This window comes from Bartonella sp. B1099, from assembly GCF_944801835.1.
Classification (GTDB): Bacteria; Pseudomonadota; Alphaproteobacteria; order Rhizobiales; family Rhizobiaceae; genus Bartonella.
The window spans coordinates 64612-90087 of sequence record NZ_CALYLN010000002.1; the positions used below are offsets into that span (position 1 = coordinate 64612).

23 protein-coding genes and 1 tRNA gene are annotated in these 25476 nt (G+C 34.1%); 9 read left to right on the forward strand and 15 right to left on the reverse strand.

Going from position 1 to position 25476, the window contains the following annotated elements:
• The first annotated feature begins 4 nt into the window (after positions 1-4).
• From sufD to NNJ73_RS06575, 4 genes are all read left to right on the forward strand, one after another.
• Positions 5-1267 carry a Fe-S cluster assembly protein SufD gene (gene sufD / locus NNJ73_RS06560; protein WP_254493318.1) on the forward strand — a complete coding sequence of 421 codons (1263 nt, stop codon included), beginning with the start codon at positions 5-7 and terminating at the stop codon, positions 1265-1267.
• A 10-nt stretch (positions 1268-1277) separates the two neighbouring features.
• On the forward strand, positions 1278-2522 hold the full coding sequence (locus NNJ73_RS06565) for a cysteine desulfurase (RefSeq protein ID WP_254493320.1): 1245 nt from the start codon (positions 1278-1280) through the stop codon (positions 2520-2522).
• Entirely contained in the window at positions 2515-2916 is a 402-nt protein-coding gene (locus tag NNJ73_RS06570; protein WP_254493322.1) for an SUF system Fe-S cluster assembly protein, read from the forward strand. The genes NNJ73_RS06565 and NNJ73_RS06570 overlap by 8 nt, the downstream gene beginning before the upstream one ends.
• 313 nt (positions 2917-3229) lie before the next feature.
• Complete coding sequence (locus tag NNJ73_RS06575) at positions 3230-4168, forward strand: COG2958 family protein (RefSeq protein WP_254493324.1); 939 nt, start codon at positions 3230-3232, stop codon at positions 4166-4168.
• Between the two features lie 596 nt (positions 4169-4764).
• Here NNJ73_RS06575 and NNJ73_RS06580 read toward each other — a convergent pair.
• The 4 genes from NNJ73_RS06580 to NNJ73_RS06595 form a co-directional block, all read right to left on the reverse strand.
• On the reverse strand, positions 4765-5244 hold the full coding sequence (locus NNJ73_RS06580; protein ID WP_305883332.1) for a superoxide dismutase family protein: 480 nt from the start codon (positions 5242-5244) through the stop codon (positions 4765-4767).
• Positions 5245-5707: 463 nt separating this feature from the next.
• The gene (locus NNJ73_RS06585) at positions 5708-6052 is read right to left on the reverse strand and encodes a hypothetical protein (protein WP_254493328.1); all 345 of its coding nucleotides are present in this window, start codon (positions 6050-6052) and stop codon (positions 5708-5710) included.
• Positions 6030-6374, reverse strand: coding sequence for a hypothetical protein (locus NNJ73_RS06590; RefSeq protein WP_254493330.1), 345 nt, complete (start codon positions 6372-6374; stop codon positions 6030-6032). Before NNJ73_RS06590 ends, NNJ73_RS06585 begins: the two co-directional genes overlap by 23 nt.
• A 698-nt stretch (positions 6375-7072) precedes the next feature.
• Positions 7073-8302 (reverse strand): UbiH/UbiF family hydroxylase, encoded by a 1230-nt coding sequence (locus NNJ73_RS06595; protein ID WP_254493336.1) that lies wholly within the window; start codon positions 8300-8302, stop codon positions 7073-7075.
• A 155-nt stretch (positions 8303-8457) separates the two neighbouring features.
• On the opposite strand from NNJ73_RS06595, the gene pcsA reads away from it, so the two are divergent.
• From pcsA to NNJ73_RS06610, 3 genes are read left to right on the forward strand one after another with little or no spacing between them, the layout of a single operon-like run.
• Positions 8458-9294, forward strand: coding sequence for a phosphatidylcholine synthase (gene pcsA, locus NNJ73_RS06600; protein WP_371923259.1), 837 nt, complete (start codon positions 8458-8460; stop codon positions 9292-9294).
• 26 nt (positions 9295-9320) lie between these two features.
• Complete coding sequence (locus tag NNJ73_RS06605; RefSeq protein ID WP_254493338.1) at positions 9321-10367, forward strand: enoyl-CoA hydratase/isomerase family protein; 1047 nt, start codon at positions 9321-9323, stop codon at positions 10365-10367.
• On the forward strand, positions 10364-10777 hold the full coding sequence (locus tag NNJ73_RS06610) for a DUF6163 family protein (RefSeq protein ID WP_254493340.1): 414 nt from the start codon (positions 10364-10366) through the stop codon (positions 10775-10777). The genes NNJ73_RS06605 and NNJ73_RS06610 overlap by 4 nt, the downstream gene beginning before the upstream one ends.
• On the opposite strand, the gene NNJ73_RS06615 is transcribed toward NNJ73_RS06610, so the two are convergent.
• The 10 genes from NNJ73_RS06615 to NNJ73_RS06660 form a co-directional block, all read right to left on the reverse strand.
• Entirely contained in the window at positions 10778-11074 is a 297-nt protein-coding gene (locus NNJ73_RS06615; RefSeq protein ID WP_254493341.1) for a hypothetical protein, read from the reverse strand.
• A gap of 163 nt (positions 11075-11237) precedes the next feature.
• Positions 11238-11597 (reverse strand): hypothetical protein, encoded by a 360-nt coding sequence (locus NNJ73_RS06620; RefSeq protein WP_254493344.1) that lies wholly within the window; start codon positions 11595-11597, stop codon positions 11238-11240.
• A gap of 114 nt (positions 11598-11711) precedes the next feature.
• On the reverse strand, positions 11712-12521 hold the full coding sequence (locus NNJ73_RS06625; RefSeq protein WP_254493346.1) for an MBL fold metallo-hydrolase: 810 nt from the start codon (positions 12519-12521) through the stop codon (positions 11712-11714).
• A gap of 10 nt (positions 12522-12531) precedes the next feature.
• Positions 12532-13305 carry a TatD family hydrolase gene (locus NNJ73_RS06630; RefSeq protein ID WP_254493348.1) on the reverse strand — a complete coding sequence of 258 codons (774 nt, stop codon included), beginning with the start codon at positions 13303-13305 and terminating at the stop codon, positions 12532-12534.
• Positions 13295-14854, reverse strand: a complete 1560-nt coding sequence (metG, locus tag NNJ73_RS06635) for a methionine--tRNA ligase (RefSeq protein WP_254493350.1) — start codon at positions 14852-14854, stop codon at positions 13295-13297. The genes NNJ73_RS06630 and metG overlap by 11 nt, the downstream gene beginning before the upstream one ends.
• Positions 14855-14930: 76 nt before the next feature.
• Complete coding sequence (locus NNJ73_RS06640) at positions 14931-15977, reverse strand: DNA polymerase III subunit delta' (RefSeq protein WP_254493352.1); 1047 nt, start codon at positions 15975-15977, stop codon at positions 14931-14933.
• Positions 15974-16618, reverse strand: a complete 645-nt coding sequence (gene tmk / locus NNJ73_RS06645; RefSeq protein WP_254493358.1) for a dTMP kinase — start codon at positions 16616-16618, stop codon at positions 15974-15976. The genes NNJ73_RS06640 and tmk overlap by 4 nt, the downstream gene beginning before the upstream one ends.
• 29 nt (positions 16619-16647) lie before the next feature.
• Positions 16648-17811, reverse strand: coding sequence for a D-alanyl-D-alanine carboxypeptidase family protein (locus NNJ73_RS06650; RefSeq protein ID WP_254493360.1), 1164 nt, complete (start codon positions 17809-17811; stop codon positions 16648-16650).
• Positions 17812-18553: 742 nt separating this feature from the next.
• Positions 18554-19471 carry a septal ring lytic transglycosylase RlpA family protein gene (locus NNJ73_RS06655; protein WP_254493362.1) on the reverse strand — a complete coding sequence of 306 codons (918 nt, stop codon included), beginning with the start codon at positions 19469-19471 and terminating at the stop codon, positions 18554-18556.
• A 535-nt stretch (positions 19472-20006) separates the two neighbouring features.
• Positions 20007-20082, reverse strand: a tRNA-Lys gene (locus NNJ73_RS06660).
• A gap of 1356 nt (positions 20083-21438) precedes the next feature.
• Here NNJ73_RS06660 and lexA point away from each other — a divergent pair.
• Together lexA and rimO are read left to right on the forward strand one after the other, a co-directional pair.
• Positions 21439-22152, forward strand: a complete 714-nt coding sequence (lexA, locus tag NNJ73_RS06665; protein ID WP_254493364.1) for a transcriptional repressor LexA — start codon at positions 21439-21441, stop codon at positions 22150-22152.
• A gap of 435 nt (positions 22153-22587) precedes the next feature.
• On the forward strand, positions 22588-23901 hold the full coding sequence (rimO, locus tag NNJ73_RS06670) for a 30S ribosomal protein S12 methylthiotransferase RimO (protein WP_254493366.1): 1314 nt from the start codon (positions 22588-22590) through the stop codon (positions 23899-23901).
• 488 nt (positions 23902-24389) lie between these two features.
• On the opposite strand, the gene ttcA is transcribed toward rimO, so the two are convergent.
• Entirely contained in the window at positions 24390-25268 is an 879-nt protein-coding gene (gene ttcA, locus NNJ73_RS06675; protein ID WP_254493369.1) for a tRNA 2-thiocytidine(32) synthetase TtcA, read from the reverse strand.
• Between the last annotated feature and the right edge of the window lie 208 nt (positions 25269-25476).

Sequence of the window (25476 nt, forward strand, 5' to 3'; positions counted from 1 at the left end):
TATTATGAAGATACAGCAAAACTTATTAGCGGTTGAAGAGGATTTACTTAGTAAATTTAATCAGTATATCAATGACCTACCGGGTGATAAAGCTGTGAAAGCAATCCGCAAGAAAGCTATTGATCAGTTTCAAACAACACGTCTTCCTTCTCGTAAAATCGAAAATTGGCATTATACCAATCTGCGCACGTTACTGAAGTCTGTGAGCGATTTTTCAAAAGACCAAGACAATCAATCGGTTGATGCATTACTTTCAGAAAGCGCTGTTTTTTCCATGAACAATGGAAAAATAGCGGCGCAGTCAAAGGTCGACAAGATTACAGTAAAACGCCTTTCAGATGCATTAGAAGACAATTCTGTACCGATAGATCAAAACATTTCTGATGAGGATTTTATTGGGCAATTAAATACAGCTTTCGTTACAGAGGGTTGGCTTTTTCACATTCCTGAAAATACAAAGTTAAATAGGCCCATTGAATTACAAAATATACAAATGGGAGGGCAATCTCATACTTTTTCAGACATAAAAGTTGATAAAAATAGTCAAGTTATGTTTATTGAACATCAGGTTGGCAATGATCAAGAAACCTTTGTCAGTTCAATATTTTCATTAAATATTGCCGCTCATAGTGAAGTTACATGGATTCTTATTCGCAATCGTGGTTGTAATTCTACGCAGTTTGGTCGATTGCGTGCCGTTCTTGCTCAAGGAGCAAAATTATCACTTTATGTCATTAATATAGGGAGTCAACTCAATCGTCAGGAAGTCGATATTGAGTTACAGGGAGAAAAATCTGATTTTCAATTACGTGTTATAAATTTACTATCAGGACAAACCCATAGTGATCTTACAATGACTGTTCGTCACGTGGAAGAAAATTCAACATCAACTGAAATTATACGCAATGTTGTTACAGATAAGGCTGTGGGTGTTTTTCAAGGCATCATACGTGTTGCTCAAAAAGCGCAAAAAACAGATGCACGCATGGCTTGCAATAGCCTTATCCTTTCAGATGATGCAGAATTTAATGCAAAGCCTGAACTGGAAATTTTTGCCGATGATGTTGCCTGCGGTCATGGCGCGACAGTTGCTAATATTAATCATGATTATCTTTTCTATCTCATGGCGCGCGGTATTCCTTTTAAAATGGCTCGTGCTCTTTTGATTAAAGGATTTATTGCCGAGCTTATTGATGACATCCAGCAAGAGAATATCCAGACTGTTTTGGAGAATATCATTGGTCAATGGCTTGAAAAAAATGTTTAAGAGAGAAAAAATGGAAAATGACGTACAAACATTCAATTATAATGTCGATGAAATTCGACGTGATTTTCCTCTTTTGCATCATCAATTTTATGGAAAGCGATTAGCCTATCTTGATAGTGGTGCTTCTGCTCAAAAACCACAATCAGTACTCAATGCAATGAATAATTATTATCACTATCGTTATGCTAATGTGCATAGGGGAATGTATTTTTTAGCCAATGCAGCAACACAATCCTATGAAAATTCTCGTAAAACTGTTCGTCTTTTTTTAAATGCTCAAAAAACTGAAGAAATCGTTTTTACGAAAAATGCAACGGAAGCGATTAATACGGTTGCTTATGGTTGGGCGATGCCCAAACTCAAGGAAGGTGATGAGATTGTTCTAACGATCATGGAACATCATGCAAATATCATCCCTTGGCATTTTCTGCGTGAACAAAAAGGGATTAAACTTATTTTTGTGCCTGTTGATGAAAATGGGGTTCTGCATATTGAAGATTTCCAAAAGGCTTTAAGTGAAAAAACGCGGCTTGTCGCTATAACACATATGTCTAATATATTAGGGACTGTACCTCCTGTTAAAGAGATGATTAAGCAAGCACATCAAAATTCTATTCCTGTTCTTGTTGATGGTTCTCAAGGAGCAATACATTTAACCGTTGATGTACAAGATCTCGATTGTGATTGGTATGTCTTTACAGGACATAAGCTTTATGGTCCCACAGGTGTTGGTGTTCTTTATGGTAAGGAACATCGGTTAGAGGAAATGCGTCCTTTTCAAGGAGGAGGTGAAATGATCGAGGAGGTAACAACCGATAAGGTTCTTTATAATGCTCCTCCTTATCGTTTTGAAGCAGGTACACCTCCTATCGTTGAAGCTATTGGATTAGCTGCGGCTATTGACTATATACAAGAGAAAGGTCTCCGTACAATTCATGCCCATGAAATGTCCCTTTCAGCTTATGCGCATGAAAAGCTTAAAACCGTTGAATCATTGCGTATTTATGGTAGCTCTCCTAATAAAGGCGCTATTATATCATTTGTAATTGAAGGGATTCACGCTCATGATATTGCTATGTTTATTGATAGAAAAGGAGTTGCAATCCGTGCGGGAACTCATTGTGCGCAGCCTTTATTACAGCATTTTGGTTTAACATCTATTTGTCGTGCATCGTTAGCCATGTATAATACTCAAGAGGATATAGATCAATTAGTCGAAGCATTAAAAGAAACAAGGACATTTTTTAATGGGTGAGTTAATAGAAGAGCGTCATTCTACAGAATCTGCTAAAATTGTAAGCGAAAATGAAAAATCTTACATATCAGCAATTCCCGCAGACGAAATTGATCGTATGACGAATGATATTATTGCTGCTCTTAAAACAGTTTATGATCCAGAGATTCCTGCTGATATTTATGAGCTAGGACTGATTTATCGTATTGATATTGAAGATGATCGTTCAGTAAAAATTGAAATGACTCTTACAGCGCCAGGCTGTCCTGTTGCCGGTGAAATGCCAGGATGGGTAGAAAATGCTGTCAGTGCCGTTGAAGGGGTTTCGCATGTTGAAGTCACAATGACTTTTGATCCACCGTGGACACCTGAGTGTATGTCAGAAGAAGCGCAAATTGCTGTCGGATGGTATTAACAATACTGTTCATGAGTACATCGTTTTTCGCAAACAGTTGGATTTAAAAACGATCACATGCATTATAATAAACCAAAATTAGAACTTAACTGGATTGGAAAAGGGAAACACCCCAAACTGGAACCTCGCATCTTATTAGAAGATCTTGAAAAGTCTTATCATGCTTTGCATCAAATATCATCTCAGGATATTTTTGATAAAAAACAATCTTACTTTTTTTATATGAAAAAAACTTAAACAGTTTATGGTTTTTTCTTTTGAAAAATCTGAATAGAGTGGGATATCTAGAGGATAAAAGGGAACGATTCTACATATGACTTTGAATTTAACAAACACTGTTTTTAATTTTTTAAAGAAAAACCCAACAAAAAAATTTACTGCGCGAGAAATTGCTCAATGGATATTTGAAAATTATCCAGAAAAATGCCACCAAAAACAAAAGCGTTCAACGGCAACAGTTACTCCTCTTAAAAATGATACAGCTCTTATCCAGCAAATTGTCGCAGAAATAGGATCTCAGAGACCTCAATTACAAAAGCGTTATCCAGAAATTAAAACCACTGAAGGACGACCACGGCAGTATTATTTTACAGAACAATCAGATAGAGCTGAAATTGATGCAGTAGAAGACAATACAGAGAGTAGAATAGAAAATGCCTCTATTAAAGAGTATGATCTTTATCCATTATTATCTAAATTTTTATGGTCAGAACTTGCAGTTTACAGTAAGCGTATTAATGAGAAACGTTCTTGTAATAAACATAGTGCCGGTGGGAATAAATGGCTTTATCCAGATCTCGTTGGGATACAAGATTTAAGTAAAGAGTGGAACCGTGAAATCAAAGAGTGCGTTTTGCAATATTTTGATAAAAAGACAAAGCTCTGGTCTTTTGAAGTCAAAATTCTCATCAATCGTTCAAATTTACGAAAAGCATTTTTTCAAACAGTGAGTAATTCTTCGTGGGCTAATTTCAGTTATTTAGTTGCTAGTGAAGTTGAAGGTGTTGATACATTAAAAGAGCTTCGGATGCTTTCAAGTTTGCATGGGATTGGATTTATAAGGCTCGACAAGGAAAATGCTTCCGAGAGTGAGATCATAATTCCAGCTAAAGAACGGAGTGATATTGATTGGGATACCGCTAATAGACTAGTGGATGAAAATAAAGACTTTCTTCATTATATTAAACTCATTCGTCAATTTTATCAAACTGGCGAGATGCGTCCATCCGATTGGGATCATATGTATCTATGAGGAGTATTAAAAAACTCTATTAAAAAAAACTCTTTTGTTCAGAGCAACAGAAAATGACTCTAATTATTTTTTTACGGGTTATATTGATTTATAAATGATAATTATCCTTTTGAAACTTAAATGAGAGATTAAAATATTGCAACATTCAATTGTTTCAAACCATCTTATATTGATGTTGAATCAATTAAAACTTTTTCGCATACATCAAGTTCTGTTTGGAACATTCTATTTTTGTACGTCGGGCGTGATTTCATTAGATACTAGATTTAATGATTATAATTTATTACAAATTTTCTGTTGTAGAGAGTAAAATAAAGCCTTGTTGCTTTGTTTATATCATGCATTGAAAATATTGCTTCCTCATATTGAAGTCTTCTTACAGAGAAAACATACAGCTGTTTTTTAGATTTAATTGCTGTTCGTTTTGATTATATTAAGTTTTTTGTTATCCACATTAAATATCCAAAAAAATATCGATTTATAATATTCCCATAGGTTACTTAACTTATTAAAATGGATTTAAAAATAAATTTCTATCACATGTTATAATAAAGGGAGTGTATACTGTCACAGTTTACTACAATTCTCTCTTTTATTTATTCAATAATACCGCATGCCATGCGTGCACCACCTCCACCAAGGGGTAATGGTTTATCTGATTGATTATCAGCCCCTAAATGAATGATTAATGAGTGTCCTGTAATTTCAGAGATTTTTTTCAATCGTGGAGCAAGAACACTCATCATGGCATTCCCTTGCTTATCAACATAAAGTGCTGGTAAATCACCAAGATGACCATCGATATTATAAGCTCCTAAATGTTTTCCGGTATGTTCAGGATCATAATGTCCACCTGCACTTCCACCAATTATGCCATCTTTTGTATCACATGAAGGATTTGTATGGACATGAAAACCATGCATTCCTTCTGGTAAAGTCGATAAATTAGGGATAAAAACCAAACCGTATGTGTTTTCTTCGATTTTAATGCTACCAATAAGCTTTTTGGAATTATTATCTTCTAGTTTATAAATATTTACTGTTGTTGATAGTGCTAAAGCAGAGTTTTTATGCATTAAAAACGCCATAAAAACAAATAATGAGAGTAAATATTTTTTCATAAAATACATTTATACTTACTTTAAATAAATCTAATCTATCAAAATAGTCTTAATTTAAATATTTTATTAGTAATACATATTATTAAAAACAAAAATATCCTAAATTTAACTTTAAAAAAATAAACTACATAGAAATATTAATTCTTATAAAGAATAAATAAATTAAAGTGTATTTTTAAACATAACTTTTATTTTTTGAGCTATAAAAATATAGCTGTTATAGGTGGATAATTATATCTCGCTTACATTTCTTCAAGGGATGCTTTAAAAAATATATTTTTTTGAGATATATTAAGAAATTAATCAAGCAATTTTAATAAGTTATCTAATAATATGATGATCATTTCAGCAAAAAACAGAGCATATAATTTGGTTAATGTTTTAATGTTCTGTTCATAGAAAAAATGACAATAGCTTTCTATTCATTGCGAAATTTATAAGAGAAAGGACGACTATGATTGATATAAATTTCCCATAAAATACAGCATATACCAACATTCACGCCCATTCCGGATCCTATCAGCGCTCCTATTATTGTTCCGGCAGAAAGTGCTACTCCTATACCCATTGCAATAAGTGGACCAAATCCTGGAAGGGCAATGTAACCATAAGTAGCAAGAGTTGCTGCGATTGCTCCTGATATGCTACCATTTAAACCGCCAATGAAAGCAAATTCTTTAATAGAATGATAGCACTTTTTGAAAAAATTTTTCTTACAACGATGAATAGAAGTTTTAAACTCAATCATATTTTTTTCTTTCATTTTGAATGCTAACTGTTCCTGAATAGTCAACGGACACGAAAAAATGGGACTTTTTAAATTTTACTAAAGCACGCCAAATGCCTTTGTCATCTAAACGCAATCGTTTAATGTTCTCAAAACCGTTTTGCATAAGACAATTTTTAATTTGTGAAGCAGTAAATGAATTCTGACCTGTTTTAGTGACATTTTGACTGGAGCTATAGGTAAAGGTTTGACAATAAGGAAGTTGAAAAACTTCACTGATTGAAGTCGTGACGATCAATGAAACACATACAATCATCATAAAAAAAACACTTAATTTCAAAATGTTATTTAGGTTCATCTTGTCACTCTCTGTTGAAACAACACTTCATTAACCGTTGTATTGCTAACAGGTTCCCAAGATGATTTTATTTTTAAATTATACTTAACAAAAAAATGAAATTTTATTGATTAAATAAAACTATTTTTTATCTATAAATTTGATATTCCATACAGAATTATAATAAATATATATTATATTTTAAATTATTTCATATCAATACACCAAATATATAGAGTAAATTTTTTAGATAATATGAGATGTAGAAATATTAATTATACATATATTGTGATACAAACTCAAAGAATCTGGTGTATGAATAAAAAGCTATAAAGGAATAAAATATCGCTTAGAAATGATCTCAAATATAAGAGAGTTCTAAAACATTAGAGGATGATAAACAGCTCTGATGTGCACAGGTTTGCAACTGTCATAAGCGTAAAAATGATTGTGTTTAATAGTTTTCCGTTTATATTATTAATGCAGGCGCTATTACGAGAAACGAGTTTAAGTGCGAGATGTTACTTTAAAACAAGCACGTAAATCAATAGAATGAACATTCTAGTATGAATTTTTATAAAACTGGTAAAATGGATTTGAATTATATTTATCTCTTAAATTATGAAATAATCCTTTTTTATTGTATGCTAGAATATTGTATTTTTACTAAATAAATGTACTTACAAAATGCATTTATTTTCCGTTATTACTCTTATTTCTCAATAGAGTTGTTTCGGTGATTTTGTTGGAAATATTGACATCATTTCCTTGAAACCATAACCGGGATACATTCCTTCGCGCATAAATAAATTACGTAATGGCGAGCAATGATGTAATAGACTAAGCCCAAGACTGCGCATGATATGAACAGGTAACATATGAGAAAGTAAAGCAGAGTTGAGGGTATGAACAGCTCCACTGCGGATTAATATATCTGGTTTGCGATATTGGTTATATTTTGTAACAATCATTTCAGAGTTAAAATCGGATATTTGATTGGGTAAAATATCAATCAAAGTTTGAACATCACGGAATCCTAAATTTAATCCCTGTGCTCCAATAGGGGGAAAAACATGAGCAGCTTCACCCACTAAGATCGTTCGATTCGCAGCAAAATAGTGAGCGAGAAGTCCTGAAAGCGGCCATGCTTGAATTGATGTTTCTAAGGTTAGCCTTCCAAGCATTGATTGCATTTGATTTTCGATTATTTTTGCAATTTCTTTTGATTCTATATTCAATAATTCCTCAGCACGAGAAGGGTGAACAACCCATACAAGACTGGATCTTCGCCCAGGGAGCGGAACCTGTGTAAATGGACCATGTTCTGTATGAAATTCAGTTGATGTATTTTGATGAGAAAATTCATGGGAAAAGTTAAGAACAAGTGCTTTTTGTGGATAGTCCCACTGTTTGACAGTTATTCCTGCTGCCGCACGTGTAAGAGAGTGGCGTCCATCAGCCGCAATAACAAGGGGTGCTTGAATGACTCGATCATCAGCAAGAGTGATAGATACATAGCTTTTTGTGTGATGAAAAGATTTAGCTTCAGAAACAAATCTTTTAATATTAGGCATCTGTGTAACAGCATCGACTAAAGCAGAGTTCAATTTTACATTGGGTATATTATAGCCAAAAGCTTTTTCACCAATTTCAGCAGAAGAAAAATGCACCGTAGGCGCACGTACAATCCTAGAAGTTATATCGATAATTCTCATGTACGATAAAGCTGCAGCCTTTTTTTGAAGATTATTCCAAATATTAAGTTTTTGGAGTGTGCGTATTGCAGGCATCATAAGAGCTGTTGTCCGTAACTCATCTGTAAGAGCAGGGGGGGGGCCAACAAGAAAAACAGCTCCCCCCTTATGCGCAAGCCTCAATGCAGCTAACATTCCAACAGGGCCTGCACCAATAACAGTAATAGCTTTATGTTCTTTCTTTTCAAGTATCACAACGAGTTGAGCCTTTCCTCAATAGAGCAAATATTTTAAATTTCCAAATGATTGCTCTCTTTTTATTGTATGAAGCTCTTCTATTATATTATGTAATAAATAATGCGATATAAAAAAGTAACCTTTTTATGATTTTTTTTATGCTGAGTTATATCATGGGTAAAAATGGCGTATTGGTAGTGGATGAAGACTGTAAAAACGAGGATAAGAAAACCTTGAAACGTAAACTAACAAAACAAATTAAAACAAATGCTAAATTATTACGCCATAAAAAAGTAACAATGCCACAAGCAAAAGCTTTTTCTGTTCATTTACTAACAGCTTCGGGATCATTTTTAGCATTTCTTTCTCTTATATCGGCTTCTCAAAAAGAATGGACAGCTATGTTCTGTTGGCTTGGGCTTGCACTTCTCGTTGATGGTATAGATGGACCCATTGCACGCAAACTTGATGTTAAATACGTCCTTCCAACATGGTCTGGAGAGTTGTTAGATAATATCATTGATTATGTAACTTATGTCTTAATTCCTGCTTTTGCCCTCTATCAAAGTGGTTTTATGGGGGTAGGGTTATCGTTTTCATTGAGTGCAATCATTGTTATTTCATCGGCTATTTATTATGCTGATACAGGTATGAAAACCAAAGAAAACTTTTTTAAAGGATTTCCTGTTGTTTGGAATATGATGGTTTTTACACTTTTTGTCGTAAGACCAGAGGAGTGGATTACCTTTATCATCATTATTTTATCGGCCATTATATCTTTCTTGCCAATTTATTTCATCCATCCTGTAAGAGTCATTCGTTTACGGAGAATTAATTTTCCAATTTTTCTCTTATGGTGTTTCTTTGGTGTTGCGGCCTTCTTTTATCAATTAGAAGCTCCCTATTGGGTTAAAATAGGAATTTCAATAACAGGAATTTATATATATTGTATTGGCGCGATCATGCAAATATTTCCCCAACTTGGGGAGAAAAATATAAAAAAACAATAGAGTAATTGTTTTAAGAAGGGTGTGAGATGCAAATTGATTTTGGAGCGGATAATGATATTTCTTTTACGAAAGAAGGGTGTGCTGGTATTATAAAACTCTCACGCCCTTTGGCATTAAACGCTCTTAATGGGCGAATGGTTTCCGCTTTAAAAAAAGCTCTCAAGACATGGGAAACGGATAATGATATTTCATGTGTCTTAATTGAAGGGGAGGGACGTGCTTTTTGTGCTGGTGGAGATGTTGTAGAAATCTATCACATGGGGAAAAGCGCCTCTGCTTATCAATATTTTAGAGAGGAATATAGTTTAAATGCTTATATTAAACGCTTTTCAAAGCCTTATATTTCTTTCTTAAACGGTATTTGGATGGGAGGAGGAGTAGGAATTTCTCTGTATGGTTCTCATCGAATTGTTACAGAAAATACAGTTTTTGCTATGCCAGAAGCTGCGATTGGATTTTTTCCAGATGTTGGTGCAGGTTTTTTCTTACCATCTCTTCCCAGTTATTTTGGTATTTATCTTGCATTGACTGGTGCACATATAAAATGGGGAGATTGTTTAAGTTTAGGATTAGCAACACATGCCGTTCCTGAAGTTAAATTCGATGTGATTAGGAAAGCAGTTATTGAGCAGGGAGATCCTACTTTAGCTTTAAATAAGCATGCAATTACAAAAGACTATGAAACGAGTCATGAAATACGTTGTATCATTAACACTTGTTTTAGTGCCCAGACATTAGAAGAATGTCTTGAATTGCTTCATAAAAAAAGTAATGAAAGTATTTTATTTGCTAAAAAATGTTATGATATTTTGCAGTCACGTTCTCCGATAAGTTTGAAAGTTATCTGGAAACAAATGAGACAAAATACAGCTCAAACTTTGGAAGATTGTATGAAAACTGAAAACCGTATTGCACATCATATGATTAATTCACACGATTTTTATGAAGGAATACGGGCTATGTTAATTGATAAGGACAAAACACCTCAATGGCAGCCTGATAAACTTTCAAATGTAACTGATGAAATGGTAGATTCTTATTTCCAACCTGTTAAACAAGAGTTATTATTGTGAAAAATAGTTCTCACAAACGGACTTCAAAAATCAACTTAATTTATAATTGTTATTTACGGTTTTTGGCGCTTATTTGCTTGAGCTTGAGTATTTTTTATTGGGTACGCCTTGTTGGTGTTTTTCCGGGTATTTTATGGCGTTTTGACCTTATGCCTTGGCAGTGGCAATTTGCATCAGCAATATTGGCTATTCTCTATCCTATTGCCTTGATTGGACTTTGGATGTACTCTTTATGGGGCATTATTTTATGGTGTCTTGCAGCATTGATTGAAACAATAATACTTTATTATTCCAATTTTGTTGATCAGCCATTTGTACCATTATTTCATGGAATATTATTTTTAGTCTTTATGATCCTACAAATTATGATGATTTTCTTTAAAAGAGTAAAAAATAAAAAATTATCGTAATTAAAAAAATTGGGCCAGAATGACTGGCCCGAAGTTTTTAATTTTTGTTAATCTTTTTAATAAGTTATTCTTTAAATAAAAGGTACCCACCACAATTGCAAAGGACTTTCTGCTTTTGCACAAAATATCCATAATAATGATGCTATTGTTCCCCAAAGTGCCACCGTCATAATTAATCCCTTTCCATAAAAGTTCCATAATATATATTATGCGATAAAACGATACAAAAAAAAGTCCGCTCCCAATAGAAACAAGCGACGCCTCATTTTTGATAAATGCATCATATTTACGTCGCATGTTTCTCTTTTAAAGCAAAATTATGGCAATAATTAGGCAAATATAATATAATAAAGTATTTTATCTTTTTAATTTAAATAAACTATAAAAAATAAGCCTTTAAGTTATCTTATCTTAAATATTAAAATAATTATAATAAAAATCTTATAATAAATAAGAAAAATTATTGTGCTATTTTACAACGTTTTATACGTGCAAGATCACTCAAAACAGCATTACGATTATTTAAAGCTGCAATTTCATTACTTTCGCTTGATTTTACATCCATAAAAAACAAAGCAGGCACAAATATAACACCTGCTGCTGCTAAAGCTACATTTTTATTTCTTGCTTTAGAACGCTCTGCAATTGTATCATTAATCTGACGTTTATTAGCAAAAAACTCCCGTTGAATATCGGCACAACTCATTGTTCCATCATGTAATGTTGTCGTTGAAATATTTTTTTCTAAACGCCCCCCACATGCTGTCAAGGAAACCGCTAAAATCACAATACATATTCCCCGCTTAAAACTCTTATGCATAAAAAAACCTCATTTTTGACATAAAAAGCACTCATTACGACAAAAATAAAACAAAATAAAGGATAATTTATTAGGAAGTGTTTTTATTTACGTGGAATATTGCGTTAAGTGGGGTTATGCCTTTGTTTCCAAAATAAGACCTTGATGTGCCGGTTTTACATAAGCTGGAACGTAATTGATAACCTCGTTGTAATCTAGCGATCTGTCCATATGTGTAAGTATGGCTTGTTTGGGCTTTAGATATTCTATCCATTGTAATGCTTGATCAACAGAAAAATGACTCGGATGAGGTTTAAATTGAAGGGCTTCAATAATAAGAACATCTAAATCCGTTAATTTGGATAATGTTTTTTTAGGAAATTCACTAACATCTGTACAATAGGCAACATTCCCAATACGAAAACCTAAGGAATGAATATTTCCGTGATATTGTAAATGCGTATTGACACTTATTGCTCCCCCCTGCCCTTGAATAATAAATTGGCTATCTTCATCGATAAGATGCTCTTTTAAGATAGGTGAATAAGAAGAATCTTTTGGTGTTTGAAAACAATATCCAAAAGCATTTTTGAGATGTTCTAGTGTAAACCTGTCTGCATAGATATCGATTAAACATTTTTGTGCAAGTGCATAGCTGCGTAAATCATCAATACCGTGGATATGATCTGCATGAGAGTGCGTGTAAAGAGCAGCATCAAGATGCCTTACACGCGCATCAATCATTTGTGAGCGAAAATCTGGACCTGTATCAATAACGACAGTTGTTTTTTTTCCTGATGGTTTAATGCGTTCAACTAATAAAGAACTTCTGTAGCGTTTATTTTTAGGGTTATTGGGATCACATATACCCCAATCGCCATTAGGTCGTGGAACACCTGGAGAGGGACCACAGCCTAATATTGTAAATCGATACTGATCGCACATAGCTTTTGCCTTATTTCATTTTGCTAAATAAACGAAAAGCATTCCGCGTTGTTAATTGAGCTGTTTCTTCGATGCTTAAGCCAATTGTTTCAGCCAAAACGGCTGCTGTATAGCATACAAAAGATGGTTCATTGGTTTTTCCCCGATGAGGAGTGGGGGCTAAAAATGGTGCATCTGTTTCCACCAGCAACTGCTCATGGGGTACAATTTTTGCTATTTCACGGATTTCAAATGCGTTTTTAAAAGTAAGAATACCTGAAAAAGAAATATAACCACCAAGTTCAATGCCAGCACGAGCAAGCTGCATTCCAGATGAATAACAATGAAGAATAAAGGGAAAAGCCCCTTCCTTTATTTGTTCGCGTAAGATTTTCTCCATATCGATATCTGCATCGCGTGAATGTATAACAAGAGGAATCTGTGTTTCTCGAGAAGCAATGATATGTTCTTGGAATACTTTCTTTTGCTCTTCTGGTGTAGAATAATCATAATGGTAATCAAGCCCCCCTTCCCCAAACGCAACAATTTTAGGGTGTCTTGAGAGGTGTATAAGTTTTTCCGCTGTAACATTTTGTTCTTCATGCGCATGATTAGGGTGTGTTCCAACGGAACAAAAGACTTGCTCATAGCTTTGTGCAATAGCTAACAGCTTATCTAACTTACGAACATGGGTTGAAATTGTGATCATACGTCTAACGTCAACATCGAAAGCCCGTTGGATAACATTATCCAAATCTTGTGAAAAATCTTCAAAATCAAGATGACAATGTGTATCAATGAGCATGATGAAAATCTTCTTTCTTCAAGACATAACGAGGAAAAATCGGTTCTGGTGGAGGAAGATCAATTCCTTCTTGAATTTTTGCATGGCTTATATGATACAACAACCGATCATTTTCAGCAACCGCAAGGCTATCAAGAAGTTTTGTTGCTGATTGGGGAATGAAAGGCAAAAGCATAATTCCTATTCGTCGTAAGACTTCGACAGTTATATAAAGAACTGTAGAAAATCGCTCTTGATCATTTTTCCGTAAACTCCAAGGTTGTTCGTTGGCAAAATAGCGATTGGCATCTGCTACAATTGAAAAAATAGCTGAAAGGGCTAAATGCATACTATGAGAAGACATTGCTTGGTGTACAGTTTCAAGCACTTGAAGAGATTGTTCTAAAAGCTGTTTATCTTGAACTAAAAATGCAACGGGTCTAGGAACCTTTGCATCACAATTTTTGGCAATCATAGATAAAGAGCGCTGTGCTAAATTACCAAGATCATTAGCAAGATCGGCATTAATACGGTTCACAAGGCTTTCATGATTATAACTACCATCTTGTCCAAAGGGGACTTCACGAAGAAGAAAATAACGAACCTGATCAAGACCATAATGATCAACCATTTCAAAAGGATCAACGACATTTCCAACAGATTTTGACATTTTTGCACCACGATTAAGTAAAAAACCATGTGCAAAAATATTTTGGGGCAATTCAACTCCAGCAGACATTAAAAATGCTGGCCAATAGACGGCATGAAAACGAATAATATCCTTACCAATAATATGCGTATTTGCAGGCCAAAAAGCACGCTTTTTTGAATTTTTATTAAAAAAATCAATTGCTGATAGATAATTTGTAAGCGCGTCAACCCAAACATACATCACGTGTTTGGGATTATCAGGAACAGCGACTCCCCAATTAAAACTTGTGCGTGAAATAGAAATATCTTTTAAACCCGATTTGATAAAACTTATAATTTCATTACGCCGCTCAATGGGAGCAATAAAATCAGGATATTTTTCATAATATTCAAGAAGCGCCTTTTCATAACGAGAAAGTTTAAAAAAATAACTTTCTTCTTCATTCCATTCAACAGGAGAGCCTAATTCCTTCTCGCGACGAATATTATCTGGTCCAACTTCCGTATCTTTTTCTTCATAATAGGCCTCTTGGCGAACCGAATACCACCCCTTATAACGGCCGAGATAAATATCGCCATTTTTTTCCATCTTTTTCCATATTTCTTGACACGCTTGAGAATGGCGCTCTTCTGTCGTACGGATGAAATCATCATTAGAGCAATTTAATACCGCAAGCATTTTTTGAAACACAGCACTATTACGATCTGCAAGTTGCTGAGGTGTTATGCCTAATGTTGCTGCGGTTTGTTGCATCTTTAGACCATGCTCATCTGTACCCGAAAGAAAAAATACATTTTTTCCGTTTAATCGTTGAAAGCGGGCTAAAACATCGCTTGCAATGGCACTATAAGCATGCCCAATATGCGGATTACCATTGGGATAAAAAATGGGAGTTGTTATGTAATATGTGTCACGCATGTCATACTCGTTGTAAAACGCTATAAATAAAAGATATAATGGCATAACGCCTGTTCATCACATTGTCACGGAAAAACTAATCCTCATGAATGAGCTTATGAACTCTAAAAAGTAAGTTAATAACAAACTGCTTCTTATCGAGATTAAATAGTTGTATTTCCTCTATTTCTTGATGAATCTCTTGCCATTTTTGCGCATATTTTTTTGAGAGAAATAAATTTCCTTTTTCAACAAGCGTGATAGCTTTTTGTTGAATCTTATCAAGAATTTCATCACAAAATTGTTGAAATTGAAATGGGGAAGAAACAGATGAAAATGTTTGAGCAAGTGTGTGTACAATCGTTGCGTTACAAACAGGTTGTTTTAAAAGGGCATCAATTGTTTTAATAATTTCAAGACCGTCATGGCGAATAAGTAAAGCTGCTTTTCGAGGACTTCCTTTAGAGTTTTTAATAATCATTTCAATCGTTTTTTCATCAGGTAAATCCTGATTGGTGAAAATATGTGTAATGACTTTTTGCATTTCATCATGTCTCAACGGGCGAAAAGAAATTTTTTGACACCGTGAATGAATGGTTGGAAGCAATTTTCCTAAAGAATGTGCGATAATAATAAAGAGTGTCTTTGCAGGAGGTTCTTCAAGTATTTTAAGAAGTGCATTGGCGGCATTTCTATTCATATCATCTGCAGAATCAATAATAACAATACGCCATCCATTATCTTGCGATGTTTGACTTAAAAAGTGTATAATATCACGGATATCATCAATGAGTATTCCTGTTTTAAACTTTTGTGTTTTGACATCAAATCGACGTGAAACATACAAAAGACCAGGATGACTCCCCTGTGTAATTTGGCGCCATGGAATAGAATGAGGATCGGGTTCTAAGAAATTTCCTTTTTGAGAACTTAAAATATTCCAAGCAAGATGAAAGGCTAATGTCGCCTTTCCAATTCCATATTCTCCTTCAAATAATAACGCATGGTGCAAACGCTCTTCTTTAAGCATTTGTGTTAAAAAGTCACGAACATCCTCATGACCAAAGATAACATTATTCTGGGACGGAGATAAAATTGTCTCAATACCATCATATTGGCGTAAGATATTTATGACGTCACTCATGAAAACTGATCCAACAATACCTGATGACAAATATTTTTTATTTGATGTGCAATGACTTCCACTGAGCCAGTCGCATCAATGACGCGAAACCTCTGTGGCTCTTGTTTGGCCAATTGAAGAAAAGCTTGACGCCTTTGTTCTTGAATTTCCAACTGATCTTTTTCAAAATAATCGATTTCTTCTGTTTGTTTTCTTCGCAAATTGGCACGCTTTATACTAAACTCTGCTGGCATATCTAATAAAAATGTTAAATGAGGCATGATACCATTGAGCGCAACACACTCTAAAACAGAAAGAAGAAAAGAATTGACGGTTTCATTCAGTCCTTGATAAACGCGTGTAGAATCAATAAAGCGATCACATAAAACGATTTTACCTTTTTGCAAAGAAGGCGCGATAATCTCTGCAACGTGGTCGGTGCGTGCCGCTGTAAACAAAACAGCTTCAATCAACGGTCCATATTGTTGTGCCTGCCCTGACAACAAAATATGCCGGATTGCTTCTGCTCCTGGTGTTCCTCCTGGTTCTCGTGTTGTAACAACATCATAACCTTGGAGAGAGAGATATTCAGCAAGTAAAGAAATCTGCACCGTTTTTCCTACCCCGTCCCCTCCTTCGAATGTGATAAAATAACCTGACACGTATGAACCTTAACCTTATTAGCGCGTAACTATAAATATTTCCGTAACCATCCAATTGTTGTTTCATAGAATGCATCTTTTACTTTTGTAAAGAAACCTCCTTCCTGAACATTCTCGCCGGCAAAAACTGGTTTTTCCAAAAGAACCTTTTTACCTTCTAAAATTTGAATAACCCCAACTGATTGCCCTAAAACGATGGGTGCTTTTAATGGACCATGATATTTAATTTTTGCTTTAACATTGATTTTTTTTTCATTTGAAAGCATAAAACTTATCGGTTTTTTAACAATAAGTGGAACAAAATTTTTCTTCCCACCATAAACAGAAGCACGACCAACCGTTTTTTCCTTTGTAAAAATCGTTTTGAGATCAAAAGCTGTCATTCCCCATTGAAGAATACGTTCTATTTCCTTTGTATGTTTTTTACCATCTTGCAAACCATTAATTGCTAAAAAAAGACGTCGATGATTTTTATAAATGGTGGCAACCATTGAAAATCCTTCTTTTTTACTGTAGCCAAAACCAAATCCTTCTATACCTATTTCTTTAGAAATAAGAGGGTTTTTATTCCGCTGAAAAATATTATTCCACGTAAAATGAGGCTCACGATAAAGTGCATAATAATCTGGATATTCCTGAGCAATATAACGCGCTAATACAATCATATCGCGCACTGTTACAAATTGTCCCTCTTCGGGAAGCCCTGTTGCATTAACAAAATGGCTTTCAGATAATCCAATTATTTTTGCGCGCTGATTCATCAGCTTTGCAAAATGAGCCTCATCTCCTGATATTCCTTCAGCAAGAATAATAGCAGCATCATTTCCATTCATAATAATTAAACCACGTAAAAGATCAGAAACACTGATTTCTGTCTTTATTTTTGCAAACATAGTGGTTGTACCGGAAGGTGCCCCACCCTTGCGCCAAGCATTTTCACTGACCTTGAATTCCTGGGTACTTCTTAACAATCCCTCCTTTAATTGATGAAAGACGACTTCCGCCGTCATTAATTTTGCTAATGAAGCAGGAAAAAAAGGAATATCACTTTGTTTTTCATAAAGTATCGTTTCTGTATCATCATCAAGTAACAACACTTGTGAGGCAGAAGTTTGAAAATTCTGTGCTCTCCCCCACGTATTAAATGCCAATACTTCCCATAAGATCAACAAGATCCTTAATATTGTATACACAGCCGCTCCTCCCATCCCAAAGATCAATATAGAGAATCATTATATAGGAAAAAACTCTTTTATTTCTGTAAATTGAGAGATTATTGACAACTCAAGAAAAGATTTTATTCTCATTCAACATGAGCAAAAGTAAAATGATATACTTTTTATCTTCCACGCGAGAGTTAATTTTAAAACATGAAAGACAAAAAGACTTTTTATCTTTTTCATTGGTAGAGTATTGATTTATTAATGATAAATGATCATTTTTACTTTTCACAAACGTTGTCATAAAATAGGTTTGAAAGCTAGATATGCCTCCTTAAAATGAAAGTGTGTGAATTGACAATGCAAAAAGTATATTTCGTTTGAGGTATCTAGTTTACGTGAAGGGTGTTACTCCATTAAGAAATCGAGAAAAAAGCATGAGGCAACACGTAATCCCTTCATAAGATATTATTACCTTGGATGCTTTCGAAGAAAGCAAAGCCAAATCAAAAAGAAATATTTTTTTTCTTTTTAAGTTTTATATTTTTCCCCCATTAAATTTTACAGTTGTTTTTAGAGATTACACTAACAGACTCACACAATCCGCTTACCTTCATTTGACAAAAGCTGTCACAGCAGAAGGAGCTCGTGTTTTATGAGCAAACACTGTCATAAAACCAAAAAAAGACTGACAATGGATTGGAGAGAGGCATTAAATTATTAATAATAACACTCTCCTCCTTTTTTAATACTTTTTATTTGAAAATGATATAGATTAAAATTCAACGCATTCTTTCTTAAAACAGTTGTAGCCAATTGACCTTTGTTTTTTTGTTGAGCTTATTATAGAAGCAACTTGATCGAATGGCACCGGCTTATCAACCATGATAGGACCAATTTCTGGTAATTTCACTGCAACATTTTTATTGCGTTGTTCCTGTGAAACAGGATCTGCTTTAGCTAATCCTTCTTTGTTCTCTGTGTTGCGCTCCTTGAACAAAACAGTTTCTCTTTTTTTCGAAATGTTTTCTGACGCTAATGAGTATGAGGTCGTATTTCCAGGAGTATAAGAGGCCATTAAATATGCACCATCATAATAGCCAATGGGTGCTTCAGCAATATATTCTACTTTAACATCTGCAACGCCCCTATCTACATAACCAAGTATTGTTGCAGCTTGCTTTGATAAATCAATGATACGGTCTTTCATAAAAGGTCCGCGATCATTCACTCTAACAATGAGTGAAGATCCATTTTTCAAATTAGTAACCCGAGCATAGCTAGGTAAAGGCATTGTAGGATGAGCAGCAGTCAGAAGATTCATGTCATAAATTTCACCGTTTGCCGTTAAACGCCCATGAAAATCTGAACCATACCATGATGCTTCGCCAACACGTGTATACGTTGGATCATTTTCAGGATAATACCACTTTCCTTTTATCTGGTAAGGTTTACCAACAATCGCCCGCCCACGTTTTTTTGCTTCTGATTGATTTTTATTATTGGATATTTGTTTCGGTAGAACAGAAGTATTTACGTCAATTGGTTTATTATGATAGGAATCTTTTATTGAAAAATGTGCGGTTTCGCTTGCGCAACAAGACACCAATGATTGAGAAATAACAATCATAGAAAATAATTGAAATGTCTGTTTGATAATAGAAGTAAATTTCTTTTTACTATTTGAAGGCATCTATTCAGTCCACTTATTTTTGTTAAGTACTACTGTAAAAACCACGTCACGCTTTTTGTACGCGAGAGGAGTATTCACGTTTTTTAATGATATCCCTCGCGCATATACCATCCTTGAATTCGCTTCTTTTATCAAAAGATTAACACATTGTTAACCATTTTGTGATTGTCATAAGAAATAAATGCACTATATAAAAGCGTTAGAAGATAAAAAAATAGATAAATCAATATGTTATAGAAAATCATCTTATAAGATAAGCTGTGAATAAGTATGATGATTTTACCAACTTGTTTCATGTAATGCGGCGGGCATTAAAACACAGGCCATGAATTACGAAAACGAGCAGCCATCGTGCTATTACCGCGGGTGTGATTGTGTCGTAAATATAAAGCACTTTGAGAGTGGAGAAAAGAGCAATCTACATAAAAATAATGGTAGAAAACGATTGATTGTAGAATCAATCAAAAAAACTAAAAAGAATCAAAGTAACGAAGATTCTCAAGCTTCTGTATAACTTATCCATATCATATAAATTTGGTGAGCGCGCAGGGATTCGAACCCTGGACCTACTGATTAAAAGTCAGTTGCTCTACCAGCTGAGCTACGCGCTCTCACACAAGCTATCTAGTTTGCAGAAAGTGAAAAGGGAACATACGGTTGAGTTTTCATTTGGTCAACACCTTTTGGAAAAAATATTATTATTTTTTCCAGTTATCAATAATTTTCCGTTTTCTCTCCTTTCTTCGTCATTGTAGATAGAGTTTTTTTTTGATCTTCTTTTTGAAATCTCGATAAAGAAATAATCTAATGATAAAAATATCTCATAGATTCGAAATGCTAAAATTATAAGAAATACCCTCTCCTCCTCCACACATGGGTTGTTAAGCATCATGGGGAGAACAGAAAAAATACTTCCTATTCTATATTATTATATTATTTTTTATACCTTATGTTTTAGTTAAGTATGAATAGAGATTTATAAAATAACATATTGATTTATAATAATTTATTTTTTCTTACTCGAATGAGAGATCTGAATACTGTAAGGTTTTCTTATTTCTAATTTTTTTGTTCCTTTTATATTGAACTCATAAAAATCATTTTCTTGCTCAACATAAAGGGAAGAATAAAACGATTAAAAAATGAAAATGCCTCTTGTATTTTTTTAATAACCCAAAATTATCGCAACATGAGGATTGGGCAAAATAAGTATGGCGGGGGCTGTAAACTATTGAGATGTGAAGAGAGCATTGCCTAATAGATTTTATGTTATTTGCAAGACCATACTTGAGGGAAGCAAGCACATTAAGAGATCTCTTTTTAAAATAAATATGACAATAAGCAACAATGGCATTTTGAGGACGTAACTTTTTATTGACGTGCAATGATTCTATAACGAAAGCCAATTATTCTATAGAATAAAGCAAACGTAAAACAAAAAAACTTAGTCTCATTGAAAATATCAGGCATGGCTATAAATGATGCTCATTATTGTCGCTGTAGATAATTTGACTAAACAATAAAAAAATAGAAACAATGTGCAAAATGATTCTAAATATACATAAAGTGATCCGTAACACTATTGAAAGAATGTATTTTTTATTTAATTTTATTATATGAGAAAATAATAAAAACGTAGATATATAAGAAAATAGAAGGATAATACTGACCATAAAATTGAGTGTTAAATTATTCAGTCAGAACTATAAAATATTTTTTATATATCATTTAATATTAGTGTAGTTTTATAATATATAAACAATATTATGATAAATTTATGAAAGTAAAATTTCATACTTATCATATATTAAATATGTCTATAAATAAACATATTGCCTAATTAACTTCACTTATAAGATCAAAAATAAAGCAAATAATTTTGATTTAGCAAAAAAAAATTGTAGAATTATTATATATACACGTATTTTTACTGTACTATTTTTTTATTCTTTTGATTGGAACATTGAATGCTGACATGTAAACAATATGAGCTCCTCTTGTTTATTCACAATCATATAAAAGAAACAGGTGTTCCTCCTTCTTTTGAAGAAATGAAAAATGCTTTAGAACTTTCTTCAAAGTCTGGCATTCATAAGCTCATTATAGCTTTAGAACAACGAGGTTTTATACGTCGTTTACCCAATCGTGCTCGTGCAATAGAGGTGATTCGGCTGCCTGAGAAAATAACATTTAACCTTTCTCTAGCCCGTAAGATTTCTCCCAGTATGATAGAAAAAAATAAAAGAGAAATATCAAAAAACTTGGCTAATCTTGAGAATTTTGAGGAAGACGAAAAAAAAAATATCACAATCCCCATTATGGGACGTATTTCTGCGAGTGTGCCCGCCTCTGCTATACTGCAACAAACAAGCACACTTTCTCTCCCACACGATATGGTTAATACAGGTGAGCACTATGCATTAGAAGTTAAAGATAATTCTATGATTGAGGCTGGTATCCTTGATAAAGATACGATAATTGTGAAACGACAAAATACAGCAATAACAGGTGAAATTATTGTCGCATTTATTGATAAAAAAGAGGCAACATTAAAACGTTATCGACGCACAGGAAGCTCTGTCGCATTAGAAGCTGCTAATCCTCACTACGAAGTGCGTATATACAAATCCGAGCGTGTAGAAATACAAGGAAAACTTACCGGACTTATTCGCAAATATTAAAAAACAATCCTATTATAATAGGCTATACATACACTAATAAAATGCAGTAAAAAAACTGCTGGCTTTCTTCCTATAGCTAAAAGATGCCCCCAATTGGGTTTATAAATAAATCCAAATCCTTACCGGACGCGTTTCACTACCCCTCTTTTCTCTTATGTTTTTCACTTACACAAGGCTTGACAAGTAAGCTTTAAAATATTCACCACCTATCCTAAAAGAACTTGAATGCTTTGAAGGAGTCTGTCTTATATCATCGCCCTCAAAACAGCATTTGATAGCGCAAAAAGATAAAATTGTAAGCGTACACAAAATATTGTAGAGAAAAATCAAATAAATTTGTAACAGATTGTTATCTATAAAAATTAAAGAACATTTCTTACTTTTTAAGTCAATAAAAGCGGAACGCAATCGTTCCATAGTAATTATAGGATTATCATGGTAGCACCTCGTATTAGTTTTATCTCTCTCGGATGCCCAAAAGCACTCGTAGATTCTGAACGAATTATTACAAGTCTCCGCTCTGAAGGGTATGAAATTTCACGCCAACATCAAGGAGCTGATGTCGTTATTGTGAATACCTGTGGTTTTCTTGACTCTGCCAGAAAAGAATCATTAGCCAATATTGATGAAGCTCTTAAAAAAAATGGAAAAGTTATTGTAACAGGGTGTCTTGGTTCTGATCCTGATGTTATTCGCCAAAAATACCCTAATGTATTGGCCATTACAGGACCACAAGCTTATGAAAGTGTTATACAAGCTGTTCATACAGCAATTCCCCCTGTTCATGATCCTTTTCTTGATTTAGTTCCTCCCCAAGGTATTCGTTTAACACCTCGCCATTACGCCTACTTAAAGATTTCTGAAGGATGCTCTAACCGGTGTAGTTTTTGTATCATCCCTACCCTGCGTGGTGATCTTACTTCTCGCCCGATCAGTGATGTTCTTCGCGAAGCTGAAAAATTGGTAAAAGCGGGTGTAAAAGAACTTTTAGTTATTTCACAAGATACGAGTGCTTATGGTATTGATCTTAAATATCTCGAAAATTCTTGGAAAGATCGCACAATCAAAACAAAATTCTTTGATCTTTGTCGCGAACTAGGTGATATGGGCATTTGGGTACGTATGCATTACGTTTATCCTTATCCCCATGTGGATGAAGTTATCGAACTTATGGCGGCGAAAAAAATTCTCCCTTATCTGGATATTCCTTTTCAGCATGCATCACCAACTGTTTTGCGTCATATGAAGCGTCCTGCTCTTATGGAGAAAACAAATCGTAGAATTGAAAAGTGGCGGAAAATATGTCCAGATCTCGCTTTACGGTCAACATTTATTGTTGGATTTCCAGGCGAAACAAATGAGGATTTTAATATACTTCTAGAATGGCTAGAAGAAGCAAAAATTGAACGCGCTGGATGCTTTAAATATGAAGAAGTAAAAGGAGCCGTTGCAAATGATTTGGGATTAGAAAATATTCCTGAAGACATAAAAGAAAACCGCTGGCATCGTTTTATGGCAAAACAACAACAAATTTCTACACATCTTTTAAAGAAAAAAATTGGAAAAAGACTCCAAGTTCTTATCGATGAAAGTCAAGGAAAAGTCGCCAAAGGACGTAGTCAATACGATGCTCCAGAAATAGATGGTGTTGTCCATATATCATCACGGCGCCCCTTGCGTGTCGGTGAGTTTGTCACCGTTAAAATCGAACAATCAGATGCCTATGACCTTTATGGTATAGCCGTTTAAAAAATTGAGCTTTTTCCCATCCCAATGATAAAGTTCTCCATCGGTGTTAGTTTATAAAAAAGCAACTGCTCACAATAGGGTTTGGTTACTTATGTGATTCACTTCATGAGAATTTATAGGCAACTCCTGTCCTGAATGATCGCTGTACATTCTAAAAACAACTTATTTTTATCAAGAATTTTATATTCTCTTCGTTTACCACTCTAAATGACAATGTTTTATTGCACAACAGGATAAGATAAAATCCACAAGGCTCTTTCATGTTCACTTTAAAAAAGAGCAAACCAATTTTAAAAGAAGCTCTTTAAATTGTGTTTTATACGTCCAAGAGTTCCGCTTGTGATATGCAGGAGGATGTTTTTTATGGATACAATAAGAAATTTGACATAAAACTCTTACGATTGTAAAATTGTAAAGCAATAAATTAACATTATAAATAAGTATTTTATTTTAAAATCTTCAAACTTATTTTTAAAAATGCTTCATTTTTATTCACACGTTTTAAAATCAAAGAATTTCTTATCAAGTAAATGACTTGGGCGCACATTCGTTAAAGCACGAATCATTGTATCTTTGCGTCCTGGCATTTCTCTTTCGATATTTTTCAGCATTTCTTTCATTGCATTACGTTGTAAACCATCTTGACTACCGCAAAGATTACAAGGAATAATCGGAAATTGCATTGCTTGAGCAAATTTTTCCATATCTTCCTCAGCGGCATAGACAAGAGGACGTAGCACAAAAAGATCGCCTTCATCATTTTTAAGTTTTCCAGGCATAGCGGCTAATCGGCCACCGTGAAACAAATTCATAAAAAACGTTTCCAAAACATCATCACGATGATGCCCTAAAATTAATGCCGAACAACCCTCCTCACGTGCAATGCGATAGAGATTACCACGTCGCAATCGAGAACAAAGTGAACAATATGTCTGTGTTTCTGCCAATTTATCTGTAACAATGGAATAAGTATCTTGATATTCAATACGATAGGGAATTTTATAAGAACTCAAAAAATCTGGAAGAATATGTTTAGGGAAACCTGGTTGTCCTTGATCAAGATTACAAGCAAGAATTTCAACGGGTAAAAGACCACGCCACTTTAAATCTAAAAGAAGTGTTAATAAACCATAAGAGTCTTTTCCCCCCGATAAAGCAACAAGCCATTTTTTTCCAGTAGAGAGCATAGAAAAATCATCCAAAGCTTGCCGCATATGACGCAAAAGTCGTTTGCGCAATTTATTAAATTCCACACTTGAAGGAGCACGCCGAAATATTGGATGGCAATCATCTGCTTTGCTTGCCAAAAGATCATCTTTCTCTTCATTTTCTTCTATTGCCTGATATTCAACGGAAACATCATTCATAAGACCATATCCTGCACAAGTAATAGCTCATTTTGCAAAGACAGAAACAAATATAAAGCAAGCTTACATTTCAAGTTTTTTGAATTTATAAAAACAGATACGAAAAAAAGAAATGGAACTATATAAGTTTATAACACTAAAATAGTGTAATAAACTTAATATAGAACCATTCGCAAAATATTTGTTAACTCAAAAGATTATAAAAACA